Below are 18,045 nucleotides of genomic sequence, written 5' to 3'. Positions count from 1 at the left end.
GTCCAAGCCTTTATTCAGCGAATCAACCAGAAACCAGAACAAACGATCGATCGTTTGTGTGTTCAGTTGTAAATCTTTAATTCAACTTATATAGTTGAAATATTTTGTGAATTATATAAGTTGCAACTTTTTTACATAGCATTGTTCGCTCTTTTTGTCACCGTGCCAGCTTTTCAAGTGATAAAGATAGGACATGGAGATCGGAAATCCTTTATTACAACCTAATATAGATTGAATGCGGCTACAATGAACAAAACACCGAAGCCATTGCATGAAAGCAACAAAAAACCAACCTCCCCTAAACAAGGAGAGGCTGGTTTCCATTTCACCCTGACCACTTTAATCATGAAAATTCGTCCCATCCGTCACTTCTTTGACGATGCCGGCGCGGATGACGAAGTCGCCGAAGTGTTCACCGTCAAGACGCTCTTTCGCATAGCGGGATAGGAGGACGCGCAGTTCGCGCAAAATTTCTTCTTCGCCGATGTTTTCGCGGTACAGTTTGCCTAAGCGCGTGCCGTTGAACGCAGCACCGAGGTACATGTTGTATTTTCCGACCGCTTTGCCGACGAAGGCGATTTCCGCGAGCACGTGGCGGGCGCAGCCGTTCGGACAGCCCGTCATGCGGATCGTGATTTCTTCGTCGCGCAAACCGTTTTCGTCGATAATTTCCTCGATTTTATCGAGCAGTTTCGGCAAGTACCGCTCCGCTTCCGCCATCGCCAAGCCGCACGTCGGCAAGGCGACACAGGCGAGCGCGTTGCGGCGCAAGGCGGTGTACCGGCGGCCGTCGGTCAAGCCGTATTTGGCGATGAGCGCCTCGATTTCCGGCTTTTTCTCGCTCGTGACATTGGCGATGATCAAGTTTTGGTTTGGCGTCAACCGGAAATCGCCGGTATGGACTTTCGCGATTTCGCGCAGGCCGGTCATCAGCTTGTAATCGTCGTAGTCTTTGACGCGGCCGCCTTCGACAAAGAGCGTGAAATGCCATGTCCCATTGACGCCTTCGACCCAGCCGTAGCGGTCGCCGCTATGCTCGAAATGGTACGGGCGCGCTTCGCCGAGCTTCCAGCCGAGGCGGCGCTCAATTTCTTCTTTCACCGCTTCCAGCCCAAGCCGATCGATCGTGTATTTGAAGCGGGCGTGTTTGCGCGATGAGCGGTTGCCGTAGTCGCGCTGAACGGTCATAATTTTCTCCGCCACTTCCACGACTTGATCCGGCTTGCAGAAGCCGATCACTTTCGCCAGTTGCGGATACGTCGTTTTGTCCCCATGGGTCATCCCCATGCCGCCACCGATGGCGACATTAAACCCGGCAAGCTTGCCGTCTTCGACAATGGCGATGAACCCGATGTCTTGCGAGAACACATCGACGTCGTTCGACGGCGGGACAGCGATTCCGATTTTAAATTTCCGCGGCAAGTACGTCGGGCCGTAAATCGGTTCTTCCTCACCGTCGACTTGCGGCGTGCCGGCCACTTTTTCGTCATCCAACCAAATTTCATAATACGCCCGCGTCCGCGGCAACAAATGGTCGCTGATCAGCTTTGCCCACTCATATACTTCCGCATGCACTTCCGACTGGTACGGATTCGGGTTGCACATGACGTTTCGGTTGACGTCGCCACACGCCGCAAGCGTCGTCATCAGCGCATTGTGAATGGCTTGCATCGTTTTTTTCATGTTCCATTTTAAGACGCCGTGCAATTGGAACGCCTGGCGCGTCGTTAATTTTAACGTGCCGTTCGCATACTTGCGGGCGAGCTCATCCATGACAAGCCACTGCTCCGGCGTCGCCACCCCGCCCGGCGTGCGGACGCGAACCATGAACTGGTATGCAGGCTCCAGTTTTTGTTTTTGCCGCTCGGTGCGCACGTCGCGGTCGTCTTGCAAATAGCTGCCGTGGAATTTCATCAACCGGTTGTCATCCTCTGGAATTCCTGCGCTGAGCGGGTCTTCCATCGTTTCCGCGAGCGTGCCGCGCAAGTAACGGCTTTCCTGCTTGATGCGCTCGACATCGCTTGGCGGTCCGTCCGGCGCTTTTAACTCGACTTTCGCCATTTCCGATTCCACTCCTTCTTTGAGATTAATAGACGTCGCGTTGGTACCGTTTTTGCTTTTGCATCTCCGTGACATACGCTTCCGCCTGTTCACGGCTCATGCCGCCCTCTTTTTCGATAATCTCGATCAACGTCTGATGAACGTCGCGCGCCATGTGTTGCTTGTCGCCGCATACGTAGACGACAGCACCTTCCTCAAGCCAACCGAACAGCTCTTTGCTTCGCTCGAGCATCCGGTGTTGAACGTATATTTTTCGCTCCGTATCGCGCGAGAAGGCGACGTCCATTTTAGTCAGCACACCGCTTTTCAGCCAGGCGAGCCATTCCGTTTGATACAGGAAGTCGGTCATAAAATGTTGGTCGCCGAAAAAGAGCCACGATTTTCCGTTGGCTCCTGTCGCCTCACGCTCTTGCATAAAAGCGCGGAACGGCGCAACCCCAGTGCCTGGACCGATCATAATGATTGGCGTCGATGGGTCTTTTGGCAGCTTAAAATTCGGGTTCGGCTGCACAAAGACCGGCAACGTATCGCCGATTTGGACGCGTTCGGCGCAGAACGTCGAGCACACCCCTTTGCGCAGGCGGCCGTGCGACTCATAACGGACCGCGCCGATCGTCAAGTGCACTTCATCTGGATAGGCCGCTAAGCTGCTCGCGATCGAGTACAGGCGCGGCGGCATTTTGCGCAAAATCGAGATGACTTGTTGCGGCGCCGCATCCCATGGGCCGAAGTCGCGGAACGCATCCAATAAGTCGCGGCCTTTGGCGTATTCTTTCAGCTTCGCCTCATTGCCTGGGGCAACGAGCGCTTGAAGCTCGCTGTTTTTCGACAGCGGCGCAAGCTTTTGCAACAGCGCTTTGGTCAACACAGTGATTTCAAAATGGGACGTGAGCGCTTCTTTGAGCGACCGCACTTCCCCGTCTTTGTCGATCGTCACCGTTTCTTCCGGGTTCCATTTCATTTCTTGAATGATGAGATCGACAAGCTCCGGATCGTTTTTCGGGAAGATGCCAAGCGCATCGCCCGGCTCATACTTCAACCCCGATCCTTCAAGAGACAATTCGAGATGGCGCGTTTCTTTGTTCGATCCGCGGCCGTTTAAGTTGATGTTTTCCAGCACCTCAGCCGGGAACGGATTTTTCCGCGAATAGACGACCGCCGGTTCGGCTTTCGGCACGGCCGCAGCGGCCGACAACACTGGCGCGGCCTCGGCATTGATCCCCTTGCTCAGCTCGGCAAGCACGCCGTCAAGCCATTTCGCCGCCGCTTCCTCGTAGTCGACGTCACAGTCGACGCGCGGATAAAACCGCTCTCCCCCGAGCTCCTCGAGCCGCTTGTCAAAATCTTTCCCCGTCTGGCAAAAATGTTCATACGACGTATCGCCAAGCGCCAAGACGGAAAAGCGTAAATGATTCAGCTTTGGCGCCCGTTTGCTGTGGAGAAACTCGTAAAACGACACCGCGTTGTCTGGCGGATCGCCTTCCCCATGCGTGCTCACGACGATGAGCAGCGTCTCGACTTTCTTCAATTCATTCGGCTTAAAGTCAAGCATGGACGACACTTTCGCCTCGAATCCGCGCTCCTTAAGCGCCTTGCCTGCTTTTTCGGCCAGTTTTTGCGCATTGCCGGTCTGCGAACCGTACAGAACGGTCACTTCTTTCGAAACCGGTTTCCCGCCCCCGACAAGCAGTGCGGGCGCTTCGGCGTCAAGCACAGCAGCGGCCGACTCGGCGGCGGCCAAATACCCGCTCAGCCAAAGCTTTTGCGACGGCGTCAACGTCGGCAACAAACGATTCAAAAGCTCAATCTGCTCCTGGGTAAACGGACTGTTGGTTACTTGCAGCTGCAACGGTGTCCACCTCACAATATAAAATAAAATGGAACGATTGGCGCCGTTTCGGTCTCAACGACAGGACGAACGCCAAATTCCATTATTCCTATAAGCCAAGTATACTTTAATGAGGGTATCATATTTACACTTTACCGCAAAACAAAACATTAGTAAAATAAATATAAATTATTAAAACTATTAGTATTTCTAATAGTACGGTCATCATGGGGACGGAGGAGAGGCGGACATGTACTATGAAGAGTTAAAAACGTTCATCACCTTAGCTGAAGTAAAAAACTTCACCAAAACTGCGGAAATTCTCCATTTGTCGCAGCCAAGCGTCAGCTTGCACATCAAAAATTTAGAAAAAGAGTTTCAAACGAAACTGTTCATCCGCTCCCCGAAGCGGCTGCGCATGACGCCGACGGGCGAGCTGTTGTACGACCGCGCCAAACAAATGGTGGCGCTTTATGAACAAACGAAACAAGACATTTTGGAACACCATCATTCCGTCAAAGGAAAATTGAAAATCGGGGCGAGCTTTACAATTGGAGAGTATATTTTGCCGCCGCTTTTGCCCGATTTCCAAAAACGTTACCCAGAGTTGGAGCTTGAGGTCATGATCGGCAACACAAAAGAAATTGTCGAACTCGTCAAATCATATCAAGTCGACATCGGCTTGATCGAAGGGCAAACGAACGAAAAAGAACTGTCCGTTCATCCGTTCATGCAGGACGAGCTTGTCATCGTCGCCTCCAAGCGGCACGCCTTGGCGCAAAAAGGCGAAGTCACGATCAGCGAGCTGCAAAACGAAGCATGGGTGGCGCGCGAAGTCGGGTCGGGAACAAGGGAATATTTCAACCATTTCATCCGCTCGAACGGGCTGAAAATCCAATCGCTCATGATCATCAGCAGCAACCAAGGCATTAAAGAAACGTTGATCAACGGCAACGCCCTGTCCTTGCTGTCGCGCAGCGTCGTCGCCCGCGACATCGAGCACGGCCACCTGTCCATCGTTCGCCTGAACCATCCACCGTTTTACCGAATGTTTTCCTACATCTATGCACCGATTATGGAAAACAAACAAAACATGCGCATTTTCCTTGAAGCCTTGCAAACCAATTGGACTGGCGTCAGCCAATAACAGAAGGGCGTGGTCATGGATGACCCGCCCTCACACTTCCATCTCCCCATGGCGGATGTGCGGCATTTCGATTTGAATCGTCGCATGGCGAATGTGAAAGCGCGTCTCGATCAAATCAATCGCCCGCTGCAAAACCGCCTGTCCATCGCAACCTTCCTCAATGAGCAAATGGCAGCTTAACGAATCAAGCCCCGAGGTGATCGTCCAAATATGCAAATCGTGCACATCGATCACCCCATCAATGCCGGAGAGCGCCGCTTTTACTTCCCCATGGTCAATCGCCGCCGGCGTTCCTTCCATTAAAATATGCACCGTCTGTTTCACCACGGCCAACGCCCCTTTTAAAATCAGCACCGACACCGCAATGGAAATGAGCGGATCAGCCGCGTACCAATCGAACAGCCAGATGACAAGCCCCGCCGCGATCGCCCCGACCGAGCCTAACGCATCGCCAAGCACATGAAGATAGGCGCTGCGGACATTGACGTTCTCTTTGACATCCCCTTTGCGCATTAACACCCAAGCGCTTGCCAAATTAGCCAGCAACCCTATGACAGCAATGGCCATCATCGGCCCGCTCGCGACAGCAGGTGGATTCACAAACCTCCCGACCGCTTCCCAAATAATCCAAGCGGCAATCACCACCAACGTGCCCCCATTTACTAGCGCCGCTAAAATCTCGAACCGGTAAAATCCATATGTCCTCTTCGGCGATGCAGGCCTCGCCGCAAACCACACCGCCAACAGACTTAACAAAAGCGAAGCAGCATCGCTCAGCATATGCCCCGAATCCGAAAGAAGAGCAAGGCTGTTCGTCACAAGCCCGCCGACAAACTCCAGAACCATAATCCCAACGGTAATGACAAGAGCGGCCGCCAACCCTTTTTGGCTCCCCTCTCTGCCCAAGCCATGATGATGCCCGTGATGGTGGCCGCAATGGCCGTGTTCATGATGATGCATCGTTCTTCTCTCCCTTTTATGGATGTTGAGCGTGATCAATCGCCTGCTTTAGCAACGAAATGACATGTTCGTCATCACATGAGTAAACCAACATCTTCCCCTCACGGCGATATTTCACAAGCCGCAACGTCCGAAGCAGCGCCAACTGATGGGAAACCGCCGATTGCGACATGCCGAGCACTTCCGCAATATGGCCGACATGGCATTCTTCCTGCGACAACAAATACAACATCTTCATCCGAGTCGGATCCGCTAGGGCTTTAAAGATCCGTGACACTTCCTCAATCACACTTTCATCTAAAAACGAATGATCCTCTGCGTTCATGGCTGTTCCCTCACATTTTAATATATGAGCATTTGTTCATATATGCGAATCATAAACCGCTTTTTTTTCTTCTGTCAATCCTATTTCAAGCTGCAAAACCCCATCAGCATCAACAGCCGATGCACTGACACCCCCACAACGGCAGCCGACAAAGCAAAAAAAAGCAGGGGCCGATAGACCCGCTGCTTTCCCATTACGATTTCAGCCGCACCGCCGTCCCCGTCGCAATGCACATCATCATGCCGTCGCGCAGCGTTTCAAAATCGAGATCCACCCCGATGACGGCGTTGGCGCCAAGGCTTCTCGCCTTATTGACCATCTCCTTGATCGCCATCTCCCGCCCTTCGGCCAGCTTGCTTTCATACGTTTCGCTCCGCCCGCCGATGATGTCGGTGATGCTGGCGAGAAAATCACGGACGACATTGGCGCCCAAAATGACCTCTCCCGCTACGATGCCCAAATACTCTTCAATTTCTTTTCCCTCAATGGTATTGGTGGTCGTGACAATCACAGCTATGTCCCCCTCGTGGCTCATCATAATAGGTGGAAGCACCCAATTCCATTATACTACATTGCATCTATGACGTCGCCGATGAATCTGTCCGCAGTGCAGCTAATGCCGAATGAGTACCGTACAGCAACAACTGCGCGATGCCGACAAAATACTCCGATTCGCGAATGATGTGATCGAGCACCACCTTGGCGGTCGGGTTTTGGCTGACGGCTTTGCTGCGGGTTTTGATTTGCCGGCATAATTCGATGAACTGAAGGCTCTGCTCTAGGCAGTACGACACAAAATGGAGCACTTGTTGATGCAGTTGTTCAGGAACATAATGGCCGGCCCGAACCACCGATTCGATATAACGGACCGCGTGCTGATGCGTAGCCGAAAGCGCCTCCTCCCATTTTTTCAACGCTTCTACATATGGCGCTTCCAATCCAGACGCAAGCTCGCGAATGACGACCGTATGTTCTTCCTCTTGGTGCTTCCAGAATTCAATCTCATCCAAAACGCGCAGCGGCATGTGTGGGCCGTAGTAAAATTGCACGCTCTTCCCTCCCTGTTTCCCCTCTTCTTTCAGTGTATGGGCAAAACAACGCGGATATGCACCATGATCGAAATGATCACAGCCTTCGTCCTTGTTTCACCTTGAAGATCGGCATAGCGACATGCATAGAAACTTGAGATGGGCGTGGATCCAGCCAAAATGGTGATGGCCGTCGCTTGGGGCGAATGGAGCAACATGATCCAACCGTTTTGGGCTATCCCGCTCCTTGCCATTGCCGGCCTACGCATTCGCGACATTATGGGCTTTACAACGATCACCTTCCTTTACGTCGGCATTGTTGCTTCCGTCTTTTTGTACGTGCTTTAACCAAACAACAGCCTGCAGCCAACCTATTGAACTGGCTGCGGGCAACATTTTTCATCCTTTAAAGAAATTCCCCTTTCTAGCGGATAGTTTTTTCCAGGAATCGAAACTATTATGGTCTATTCCTGCACACGAATAAACTCATCATAAAAAGCCGCCAGCGACGTGTACACATAAGGAATCAGCCATAACAACCCGATGCCGAGCGTCAGAAGGGATAAAATCCCCCAGCCGAGAAAACTCAAATAAAGCAAAAAAAGCTTCCATTTATACCCTTTCATCCGCTTGTTGCTTTCACGAATCGCTTGAAGCGCCCCATACTCCGGATGGTCTTTTAACAAAAAGAACGTCTGCGAGTAAGCCAATGATTTGATAATCCCCGGGATGATGAGCAAAAGAGTCCATAGGAAAACAAAAATGCCGTACAAAATCGATGCGCCGATCAACTTAAGCGGCAGCTTTCCTTGCCGATACACGGTGAAGAGCGGCGCCACCGAAAGCGGCTGCCCTCGATAGGCATCCAAAAACACCCAATAGACCGCGATACCGAGCGGAAGCAGCGCCGCCGTATACAACAAACTGACCAGCTGGGCCGCAAAAGGCGGATCCTCTTGCGCCATCCAAGCGCTCCATCCACCGCTGAGCACCATTTCCAACACTGTTGGGATGACCGTATTCAACACAAAATACACGAGCATGATAAGAACTGCCATTCCCCATTGCCCTTTTAACGCCTGCCTCGCTTGCCTTCTGAGTTGCGATAATGTCATGTGGCTCCCCCTTGACTAATTATGAAAGTTAAAAATCCCCAATGGAATATTATGAATTATAACTGTAATTTATCATATATTCCTAATTTTTATAAATATAAAGATTTCGTCACCATCGAAGGGATGAAAATGCCGCTATGTCGAACTCTGAAACCTTGCACATTTTGAAGTTCGGGTATTTTCAGGATAGATGCAATTTGAATCTTTAACATTTGTAGTTTTTACAGAGCGATTGGATCGACTGTCGGGCGAGCGAACAACGCCGTTGCCAGAAGGCTTCCCGAGCTCCCCATTGCAACTCTATGTGTTTCCCTAAGGTGGAAATGGGGGAACCTTCTCCATCAAAATGACCCAATGAATCGTTTTCTACCATTTTACTATTAACGCCTTCCCCGTCATTCTAACGAACCGGAAATGTTGATAGAGCGCTCATTCCCCGTAAAAGAAGGGATACACAACGATTGGTGATTGAACAAAAATGAATGAATACTCATTCTCTATGGTATAATGAACACAACCACTTTTGCGGCAAGGAGGTTCCCCTATGTGGCTCGATAAAGTGATCAAAAAGCGGTTTGAAACGGAGACCGTGCAAAACGTGCATATCGCCAAAGGAACGGCGACGTTTCAAGGCGTCCGCCTCACCGTCCGCTGCTTTGTCATCGATGGGGTGCTGATTGACACCGGCGCCAAATCAATGGAGCACGAATTCACCTCGTTTTTTCAACACCAAGACATCGATCAAGTCGTCATCACCCACTATCACGAAGACCATACCGGCTGCGCGGCATTTTTGCAGCGAAAGATGGGCCTGCCCATCTACATGCACGAACTGATGATCCATTATTGCCAGCAAAAGGCGGACTATCCGCTATACCGAAAAGTGTTTTGGGGCAAGCGCGATCCATTCACCGCCAAGCCGATCGGCACGACGTTTTCCTCGCGAAGCGCAACGTGGGACGTCATCCCGACGCCAGGTCATTCCATCGATCATGTGGCGTTTTTGAACCGCGAAACGGGGCAATTGTTCAGCGGCGACTTGTACTGTCAGGAGAAAACGAAAGTCATCTTGCGCGAGGAAAACATCCCGGCGATCATCGCCTCCTTGCAACGCACGTTGACATACGATTTCGGCGACGTCTTCTGCGCCCATGCCGGCTATCTCCCAAACGGGCGCGAGGCCTTGCAGCGAAAACTCGATTACTTGCTTGAACTTCAAGGCAACATCATCGATTTATACGAAAAAGGCATGCCGCCGAAACAAATTCAAGAAACGCTTTTCCCGAAAAAATATCCGATCGTCTTTTTTTCGGCGAAGGAGTGGGACTCCCTTCACATTGTCCGGTCGGTCATTCAAGAATATCAAGCGAAACGGGCGAGCTGAAGCGGACGCTTCCCGGAAATGGCCATAGACCATTAGGGCAAGCCCATATTCCATTTTCTTCCATTTCAAATGAAAAATTACTATCTTCGCCAGCAACGGGACAAATTAAGAAAAAACGAAAGGATGGGTCCCGTCGATGAACGAAACACCGCGCGTCAAGCTGCACGGGTTCAACAACTTGACGAAATCGCTCAGCTTCAATATGTACGATATTTGCTATACGAAAACGGCGAAGGAGCGGGAGGCGTATATCGAATACATTGACGACGTGTACAATGCCGAACGGCTGACGAATATTTTAAAACGTGTCGCCGACATGATCGGCGCCCATGTGTTAAACATCGCCAAACAAGATTACGTTCCGCAGGGCGCGAGCGTGACGATGCTCGTTTCCGAGGGGCCGGTCGTCGAGGTGCCCGAAGATGACGGCCCTTTGCCGGAGGCGGTGGTGCTTTCCCTTGACAAAAGCCATATCACCGTCCATACATACCCAGAATACCACCCGAATGACGGAATCAGCACGTTCCGCGCCGATATTGATGTCGTCACATGCGGGGAAATTTCGCCGCTCAAAGCGCTCGACTATTTGATTCATTCATTTGACGCCGACATTATGATCATCGACTACCGCGTGCGCGGATTTACGCGCGACATTCACGGATACAAGCTGTTTATCGACCATGACATTACGTCGATTCAAGATTATATCCCGGAGCACATTCGCGAAAAGTACGATATGATCGACGTAAACATTTACCAAGAGAATATTTTTCACACAAAATGCAAGTTGAAACAGTTTGACTTGGACAACTACTTGTTTGGCTATGCAAAAGAGGATTTGAGCGAACAAGAAGCGAATGAAACAACCGCCAAGCTGAGAAGGGAAATGGATGAGATCTTTTACGGAAAAAATATGCCGAACACCGTTTGACGCGGGCGCCTTTTTGACGCCTGCCGGCTTTCGGGCCGGCCCACACCGGTTCCCGATTGGCGCCGTCTATGGTATGCTAGTAGAAAAAAGGAAAAGGTGTTCATGAATGAAGTACATCATCGTCGGAGCCGGCATTTTAGGGGCCTCTACCGCCTATCATTTGGCTAAAGAAGGGGCAAGCGTGATCATCATCGACCGCGGCGACAAAGGCCAAGCGACCGATGCGGCGGCGGGGATTGTCTGCCCTTGGCTGTCGCAGCGCCGCAACCAAAAATGGTATCGGTTAGCGAAAGGCGGGGCGAAATTTTATCCTTCCCTCATTGAAGAGCTGGAATCATACGGGGAAACGGAAACCGGTTACGCACGCGTCGGGGCTCTATGGCTGCACACAGATGAACAGAAACTGGAACAAATGGAGGAGCGCGCTCTCAAACGGCGCGAAGACGCGCCGGAAATGGGAGAGATCGTGCGGCTTCATCCCCAAGAGGCGAAGGAGCTGTTTCCGCTGCTTGTCGGCAAGCATCATGCCCTTTATGTGAGCGGCGCCGCCCGAGTGAACGGTCGGGCGGTGCGAGACGCCCTCATGAACGCTTCCCAAAAGCGCGGCGCCGCCTACATCCGCGGAAACGCCCGACTCCTGTTTGAAGGCTCCCGCATCATCGGCGTGGAAGTCAATGGAGCGAAATACACGGCCGAAGCGGTCATCGTCACAGCCGGCGCCTGGGCTGGCGAGTTGCTGGAGCCGCTCGGGATCAAACTGCTCGTCACCCCACAAAAAGGGCAGCTCATTCACTTGGAACATCCAGAATACGACACATCCCATTGGCCAGTCGTCATGCCGCCGAACAATCAGTATATGCTCGCCTTCCCGGGAAGCAGAATTGTGATCGGAACCACACACGAAGATGAAGCGGGCATGGACATTCGCCCCACCGCCGGGGGAATGCACGAATTGTTGGAAAAAGCGCTTGCCGTTGCGCCGGGGCTCTCCACCTGGACATATATCGAGACGCGAGTCGGATTCCGCCCGCGCACGCCTGGGTTTCTCCCGATCTTCGGACCGCTTCCGGGCTTTTCTGGGGTGTATATCGCCAATGGGCTCGGCTCCTCAGGTCTCACCGTCGGCCCGTATTTAGGAAAGGAGTTGGCGAAACTCGTCATCGGCCTGCCGACGGAACTCGACCCAAGCGATTATGACGCAGCAAGCGCCGTCGCACCGATCGTTCAATGAGGGGATCAGAAAAAGCAACAACGGAGCTTCCACGATATGGACAATAGCCAACGCAGCGACTGATATCCCTTTCTCACCGTCAGGGCAAAGCTGACCGTGTTTTGTCAGCTTTGTCCTTCATATTTTTTCAACTGCTCCGTCAGCTTGTGAAACAGCTCCATATCTTTGCGGTCAAGCGCTTGATCGATTTGCATCTTCAAAATCGACACTTCATGGCGTTTCAACGCTTCATCGAGCACTTGCTCGGCCGCCTTCGCCATTTTCTCATGCCGCTCGTGCCGTCTGACATTTTCAAACGCTTGGTGATCAATAAGCCGAAGGTACGAAAAATTCCTTGCCTTTCCTGGAAAATGGAGCGTCAAATAGAGCGGCTCGTTCGGATGCAGCGCCAAATCACCCATAATCGAGGCAAGGCTCGTGCTTTTTTGACCGCGTCGATAAAACACAAGCCCCTCTTCTTCCGCCATCGCAGTCGAAATGATCAGCCATCGCGCCTGCTTTTGCTCGGTTTCCGTAAAATGGACGTTCTCAAGCAAATGGGGGTGTTGAAGCAAGTATTGCAGCACAAATCGGGCATCCGGATGCTTCAAACGATGCTGCTGCAAAAACGTTGTTAAGAACTGCCGCTTTTCTGAATAGGACACCCATCTCGTCATAGCCTCACCCCCTTCAACTGCTTCTCCATGGAAGATAACAGCGGCCGCAGCGCAAGATCGTCTCAACAAGTCTCGATGATCCATTGCTATTCCATTCACGTCTTTGTTTTCCAGTATACTTGATTGCGCCCCGCCGTGCATCTGAAAACCGCAGGGCAAGGCCCCTTTCATTCCGACACCAAGCGGCAAACGAAATAGAAAAACAGCCGCCCTTCATTTCCAGGCGGCTGCTCCTTCTAAGCAACGGGCTCTCGGCTTTCCTTTCCATTGCTCAAACCTATAAGCCTACGCCAACTGCATCGCAAAGTGGCCATTTAACCCGAGCGCTTCCGCTGTAGACGCTTGCACTTGCCGCAAAAGCGATTCGTTTTTCATCAATGATTCACCGTAGGACGGAATCATTTCTTTCACTTTCGGCCCCCATTCTTTCATTCGTTCCGGGAAGCATTTCTCAATCACTTCCAACATCACATGAACCGCGGTCGAAGCGCCTGGCGAAGCGCCGAGCAACGCCGCGATCGAGCCATCAGCCGCATGGACGACTTCCGTGCCAAACTGCAGCGTTCCTTTGCCGCCAGATTCCGTGTCTTTGATCACTTGCACGCGCTGACCCGCCACGACGATGTCCCACTCGTCGCTTTTCGCCGTCGGGACGAATTCCCGCAGCTCTTGCATGCGCTGTTCTTTCGACAACAGCACTTGCTGGATTAAATAGTTGGTCAAGGACATATTTTTCACGCCCGCCGCCAAGATCGTCAATACGTTATGCGGCTTGATCGAGGTGAACAAGTCGAGCATCGAGCCGTTTTTCAAAAACTTTGGCGAAAAACCAGCAAACGGCCCAAACAGCAGCATCTTTTGATTGTCGATAAACCGCGTGTCCAAATGCGGCACCGACATCGGCGGCGCGCCGACTTTCGCTTTGCCGTACACTTTCGCATGGTGCTGCTCGACGACCTCGGGATTGTTGCACACCATAAACAGCCCGCTCACCGGGAAGCCGCCGATTCCCTTCCCTTCCGGAATGCCGGACTTTTGCAACAGATGGAGGCTGCCTCCCCCGGCCCCGATGAAGACGAACTTGGCCGCATGAAGCTCCACCGTGCCTGTGTCCAAATTCCGCACCTTCAACTCCCATAAGCCATCGCTTGTCCGTTTGATATCCTCGACATGATGGCGGTAGCGGATCTCCACGTTCTTCCGTTTCAAATGTTCAAACAGTTGGCGCGTCAACGCCCCGAAGTTCACGTCCGTCCCCGATTCGATGCGGGTCGCCGCGATCGGCTCGTCCACCACCCGCCCTTCCATCATGAGCGGCACCCATTCGGCCAACTTTTTCGGATCATCTGTGAACTCCATCCCTTTAAACAGCGGATTGGCCGCCATCGTTTCGTGGCGCTTCTTCAAAAACGCCACATTGTCTTCCCCTTGCACAAAGCTCATATGCGGCAGCGGACGGACGAAATCTTTCGGGTCACGAAGAATACCGCTGTTGACCAAATAAGCCCAAAACTGCAAAGAGACGTAAAACTGCTCATTGATTTTAATCGCTTTGCCGATGTCGATCGACCCATCGGACTTCTCAACGGTATAGTTCAACTCACACAGCGCCGCATGCCCCGTCCCGGCGTTGTTCCACTCGTTGGAGCTTTCCGCTCCTGCCTCTTCCAGTCTTTCAAAGACGACAATGTCCCACTCTGGCGCCAATTCCTTCAAGAGCGTCCCCAACGTCGCGCTCATAATGCCAGCGCCGATTAAAATGACATCCGTTTTTCCTTGTTTGTTGCCCATGTTTACCATCCCTATCCATGAATAGTTGTAAAAGAGCATCGAGCGAGCGCTCGAAATGATTCCACCGATACCCCTTTTGTTTTTGAGGGCGATTACAAAATTTATTATAACACAATTGATTAATAGTATGTCACTATTATCGATTTTAACAAAAATATATTAATATAATTCAATGCACCGTTGCATATTCATGACATCAACACGACCATCCGCAATCGCCCTTCACAATAATTTTACAAAATCGTTGAATATTTCGCCACCATCTCGAGAAAAAACGCAGAGATTTTTCAAGAAGACTGATGAAAAACAAACGAAATCATTTCATAGCAGCAAAAAAGACGGCTCCATGCCGCCAAAGCGTCATATAAGCCATCTACACCCGAAACATTCCAAGGTGACATCCATCGTATTAGGCAATCGTTTTTTCAATTTCTCTAACAAATGGCTCGTGCGAAGTATTCTCTAAAAAATCTTCGAATATTTCATCAAGTTGCAAGTTGAGATCTTCATTGACCTCATTCCCGTCCTCGTCATAAATCTCAAAGTGGCTGTACTTCCATTGATCAAATGTTTCCCTAAGCAAGTCACAGTATGTCACCCAACGCTTTCCATAGTTAGACATATACGTCGGCACCCATCGATCAATGTAAACGTTGTTTAACAACTCATCTAACGGAGAACAATAAAATCGCGAGCCCTTACTTCTCCCCAGCGACCAGACAAGCTCGGCGAACTCTTCTTTCTTCATTTTCCTCACTTCACCGGAATAGTCATAGCTGATCTTGCCGTTGTATGGATTGATGAATGGTTCAACGGTGTATATCCATTGGTGCGGTATATGCGTTTGAATCACTTCCATGAGCATTCGGGCAATGAGTTGCGGGATATCACGGAAATCCAACTTTTCTCTTCCTCCCTCACAAGAAGATGCGAAACAACACCGTCTTTCATCCCGCAATGGGGAAACCGTAGGATGAAAGGCGGCCAAATTTCGTAATCAAGCAAGGCGCTTCCGCGGTCACGGTCTTCACAAACGCTGCGGCCCTTCGGCATCCTTAGACCATGCCGTCCATACGACGATCAATTGGTCGCTTGTCGTCACCAACCTTCTTATTCCCCATGGCCATCCCCTTGTTTTTTATTTCCCTACTCTTCAAGCAATCCCCGAACATCTTCCTCTAGAAGATCCACCAACCGAGCAATGTCTTCCACCGTCATTCCTTTGCGCTCCATGTTACGAATCAGCTGTTTCATTCCTTGTTGAATTCCACGTTCCATCCCTTCTTCCAACCCCTCCTTCCCTTTTGCTCATAGGAAATGATCAGCCCCAACACGTTCTCTTTTTCTTTCGTTTCCATCGCCTTCACTTCTCTTTGCAGTTGTTGCTCTTCCTCCTCCGACAACTTCACATACGTTTCAAAAAAGCCCAAGAGCAGCCGCTGCCTCGCTTCATCCAGCTCCAACCGCACCAACATGCGCAAAAACTCTTTTTTCAACTCAACTTTCTCACTTTCAGTATACCCCATTTTGCCAAGCAGCGCAGCCGCAATCGGATTGTCATGCCGAATAGAATCCCGCCAATGTTTCTTGCGCAACTCCACCGGGAAAAAGCGGAACTGCAGCACCTCGCCAAAGGGAAACTCAATCGAAAACACGGACGGTTCATCACGGAGGGCATCATGGCTGAAGACGGCAATGGGAACAATGCGGATGCGGTATTTTTCAAACAAACGGCTGAAATAGACAAACATGCGCTCCGGAAAGGACGACTGCACGCAGCTTTGATTCTCCACATGAACGATGATCAGTCCATCTTCCCCTTTCAGCTTCGTCTCGACCAACAGATCAACGCGGTATTTTTCTCCTGCGGTCACATCAGTGAACAGTTCTTCGGACAAAAAGGACAAATGGCGGAAATCGATATGCTCGTGCATGTCGGGGAAAAAGAGGAAGAAAAACTCTTCGAAGAACGTCTGGATCAGCTCTTTGAACAACCGGTCATGGTCAATGGCCATCCGATCACCTCACGATGAAGATGTTCACCAACTGTCATTCGTGAGCACGAGGCGAAAATCCTGCATGTACGATATAAAAAATGGAGAGCCAGGAAAAAAGCTCTCCGTTTTGTGCTTGCTCCCCGTCATACAAACAGCAGCGAACGCGAGTGAAAAACACTCAGTTGAAAAAGGCTGCTTCAAAAAGTTATGTCATCATCACCTTTTGAGACCGCCCTTCAGTAAGTACATCGCCACGACCAGCGTTTGCTTTTACTTTCTTAGAACGGCCGGCGGGTATTTCAGCTCAGGATGCAACGTTTCAAACACATCAGCAACATTTAATATCGTTCCTTCCCCAAAGGCTGGGCCGATGATTTGCATCCCTACAGGAAGTCCTTGAACAAAACCACATGGCACCGTTACAACAGGCAAGCCCGTCAAGTTAAACGGTCCTGTAAAACGGATGATATGGTCAAGAAAGTTTACTTCCTCTCCATTGATCCATACCGTATCCTGCCCGATTTTGGGAGGGAGAAACGGAATGGTTGGGGTGATCAAAACATCTACCTTATTGAATATTTCCATGAACTCGTGATCCAATTTCAAACGAATTTGTTGCGCTTCCAAGTAGTCTACAGCGGAAGGGAGTTCTCCAAGCTTTAAAAGGAAACGGACATCATCGCCAAAATCTTCTTCCCTTTCTACTAAATGATTGTGATGAATAGCGCTGGCTTCTGAAAGAATCGTGATCATTTCCGCATACTGCGCATATTGCAATGTTGGAATTCGCACGGTTTCTACAACAGCACCTTCGCGTTCCAAAGAAGCAATCGCCTGTTTAACCGCTCTTTCGACTCCTTCATCCACATGATCAAAGAAGTACGGTTCTATGCCAATTTTTACACCTTTAACAGACTCCATGAATTGTGTGGAATAACTCGTTGCAGGGGCATCGGTGGAAGTAGGATCTTTTGGGTCGTATCCTGCCATGGCTTCTAAAATATAGGCAGCGTCCCTCGCCGTTTTCGCCATCGGACCGATATGGTCCAACGACCATGCAAGCGGGAAACAACCATATTTGCTTACTAGTCCATAGGTGGGCTTTAAACCGACAATGCCGCAAAACGAAGAAGGAATTCGAATCGAACCACCGGTATCTGTTCCTAGGGAAGCAATCGTCATATGCGCCGCCGTTGCGACCCCCGATCCTCCGCTTGAGCCTCCGGGAATGCGTTCAGGATCCCAAGGATTTCGGGCAGGTCCGAAATGAGGATTATTGTTCGTTGCTCCCCAAGCATACTCATGCAAGTTTGTTTTTCCAGAAAACACTGCTCCCGCTTCCGTCAACTTCTCGATTACTGTCGCACTGTAAGTTGGCCGGAAGTTTCGGTGAATTTTTGACCCCATCGTTGTTGTTTCATTAGCTACGTAAAGAATATCTTTGATTGCTATAGGGATGCCATGTAGCGGGCCGCGGTAATTTCCAGATCGGAAGTGATACAATCGAAGCGTTATATCAACACTCGATTAGTACAGGAACCCTTGCCAATATGGTGAAACGAGGACGCGAAGCGCTGGAATCAAATATGGA

Annotated in this window: 15 protein-coding genes and 2 pseudogenes; 5 read left to right on the top strand and 12 right to left on the bottom strand. The window is 50.8% G+C overall.

Annotated features, from left to right (window positions below; genetic code table 11):
• Positions 1-339: 339 nt before the first annotated feature.
• A complete protein-coding gene (gene cysI, locus CV944_RS15615) occupies positions 340-2,061 on the bottom strand; it encodes an assimilatory sulfite reductase (NADPH) hemoprotein subunit (protein WP_100664504.1) in 1,722 nt (573 codons plus the stop codon).
• A gap of 25 nt (positions 2,062-2,086) precedes the next feature.
• Complete coding sequence (locus CV944_RS15610; RefSeq protein WP_100664503.1) at positions 2,087-3,910, bottom strand: assimilatory sulfite reductase (NADPH) flavoprotein subunit; 1,824 nt, start codon at positions 3,908-3,910, stop codon at positions 2,087-2,089.
• A gap of 229 nt (positions 3,911-4,139) precedes the next feature.
• On the opposite strand from CV944_RS15610, the gene CV944_RS15605 reads away from it, so the two are divergent.
• Positions 4,140-5,036: a LysR family transcriptional regulator gene (locus CV944_RS15605; protein WP_100664502.1), complete on the top strand. Its 897-nt coding sequence runs from the start codon at positions 4,140-4,142 to the stop codon at positions 5,034-5,036.
• A 30-nt stretch (positions 5,037-5,066) separates the two neighbouring features.
• Here the strand turns inward: CV944_RS15605 and CV944_RS15600 are convergent, their stop codons facing one another.
• The 4 genes from CV944_RS15600 to CV944_RS15585 all read right to left on the bottom strand — a co-directional run bounded on the left by CV944_RS15600 (position 5,067) and on the right by CV944_RS15585 (position 7,370).
• Positions 5,067-5,996 carry a cation diffusion facilitator family transporter gene (locus CV944_RS15600; protein WP_100664501.1) on the bottom strand — a complete coding sequence of 310 codons (930 nt, stop codon included), beginning with the start codon at positions 5,994-5,996 and terminating at the stop codon, positions 5,067-5,069.
• A 16-nt stretch (positions 5,997-6,012) separates the two neighbouring features.
• Complete coding sequence (locus CV944_RS15595; protein WP_033010986.1) at positions 6,013-6,321, bottom strand: ArsR/SmtB family transcription factor; 309 nt, start codon at positions 6,319-6,321, stop codon at positions 6,013-6,015.
• Positions 6,322-6,514: 193 nt separating this feature from the next.
• Positions 6,515-6,832 (bottom strand): YbjQ family protein, encoded by a 318-nt coding sequence (locus CV944_RS15590; protein WP_033010985.1) that lies wholly within the window; start codon positions 6,830-6,832, stop codon positions 6,515-6,517.
• Positions 6,833-6,899: 67 nt separating this feature from the next.
• The gene (locus CV944_RS15585) at positions 6,900-7,370 is read right to left on the bottom strand and encodes a DUF2935 domain-containing protein (protein WP_033010984.1); all 471 of its coding nucleotides are present in this window, start codon (positions 7,368-7,370) and stop codon (positions 6,900-6,902) included.
• 138 nt (positions 7,371-7,508) lie between these two features.
• On the opposite strand from CV944_RS15585, the gene CV944_RS15575 reads away from it, so the two are divergent.
• Positions 7,509-7,697, top strand: coding sequence for a TIGR00366 family protein (locus CV944_RS15575; protein ID WP_050497536.1), 189 nt, complete (start codon positions 7,509-7,511; stop codon positions 7,695-7,697).
• Between the two features lie 116 nt (positions 7,698-7,813).
• Here CV944_RS15575 and CV944_RS15570 read toward each other — a convergent pair whose 3' ends face one another.
• Entirely contained in the window at positions 7,814-8,464 is a 651-nt protein-coding gene (locus tag CV944_RS15570) for a DUF975 family protein (protein ID WP_013523504.1), read from the bottom strand.
• Between the two features lie 544 nt (positions 8,465-9,008).
• On the opposite strand from CV944_RS15570, the gene CV944_RS15565 reads away from it, so the two are divergent.
• The 3 genes from CV944_RS15565 to CV944_RS15555 all read left to right on the top strand — a co-directional run bounded on the left by CV944_RS15565 (position 9,009) and on the right by CV944_RS15555 (position 12,010).
• Positions 9,009-9,848: an MBL fold metallo-hydrolase gene (locus CV944_RS15565; RefSeq protein ID WP_033010982.1), complete on the top strand. Its 840-nt coding sequence runs from the start codon at positions 9,009-9,011 to the stop codon at positions 9,846-9,848.
• Between the two features lie 136 nt (positions 9,849-9,984).
• Positions 9,985-10,779, top strand: coding sequence for an adenosylmethionine decarboxylase (gene speD, locus CV944_RS15560; protein WP_044745791.1), 795 nt, complete (start codon positions 9,985-9,987; stop codon positions 10,777-10,779).
• Between the two features lie 106 nt (positions 10,780-10,885).
• Positions 10,886-12,010, top strand: a complete 1,125-nt coding sequence (locus CV944_RS15555) for an NAD(P)/FAD-dependent oxidoreductase (protein ID WP_100664500.1) — start codon at positions 10,886-10,888, stop codon at positions 12,008-12,010.
• 104 nt (positions 12,011-12,114) lie between these two features.
• On the opposite strand, the gene CV944_RS15550 is transcribed toward CV944_RS15555, so the two are convergent.
• The 5 genes and pseudogenes from CV944_RS15550 to CV944_RS15530 form a co-directional block, all read right to left on the bottom strand.
• Positions 12,115-12,666, bottom strand: coding sequence for a YpiB family protein (locus CV944_RS15550; protein WP_100664499.1), 552 nt, complete (start codon positions 12,664-12,666; stop codon positions 12,115-12,117).
• A 285-nt stretch (positions 12,667-12,951) separates the two neighbouring features.
• Positions 12,952-14,466, bottom strand: a complete 1,515-nt coding sequence (locus tag CV944_RS15545) for a malate:quinone oxidoreductase (RefSeq protein WP_199170465.1) — start codon at positions 14,464-14,466, stop codon at positions 12,952-12,954.
• A 400-nt stretch (positions 14,467-14,866) separates the two neighbouring features.
• The gene (locus CV944_RS15540) at positions 14,867-15,358 is read right to left on the bottom strand and encodes a hypothetical protein (RefSeq protein ID WP_100664497.1); all 492 of its coding nucleotides are present in this window, start codon (positions 15,356-15,358) and stop codon (positions 14,867-14,869) included.
• A 245-nt stretch (positions 15,359-15,603) separates the two neighbouring features.
• Positions 15,604-16,472, bottom strand: a pseudogene (locus CV944_RS15535) (Rpn family recombination-promoting nuclease/putative transposase).
• A 252-nt stretch (positions 16,473-16,724) separates the two neighbouring features.
• Positions 16,725-17,942, bottom strand: a pseudogene (locus tag CV944_RS15530) (amidase); the annotation flags it as partial.
• Between the last annotated feature and the right edge of the window lie 103 nt (positions 17,943-18,045).

The sequence above is a fragment of the Geobacillus sp. WSUCF-018B genome (genome assembly GCF_002809985.1).
Lineage (GTDB): Bacteria > Bacillota > Bacilli > Bacillales > Anoxybacillaceae > Geobacillus > Geobacillus thermophilus.
Note: the sequence above shows the minus strand (reverse complement) of the source record. Positions and strands in the feature narration are given on the sequence as shown.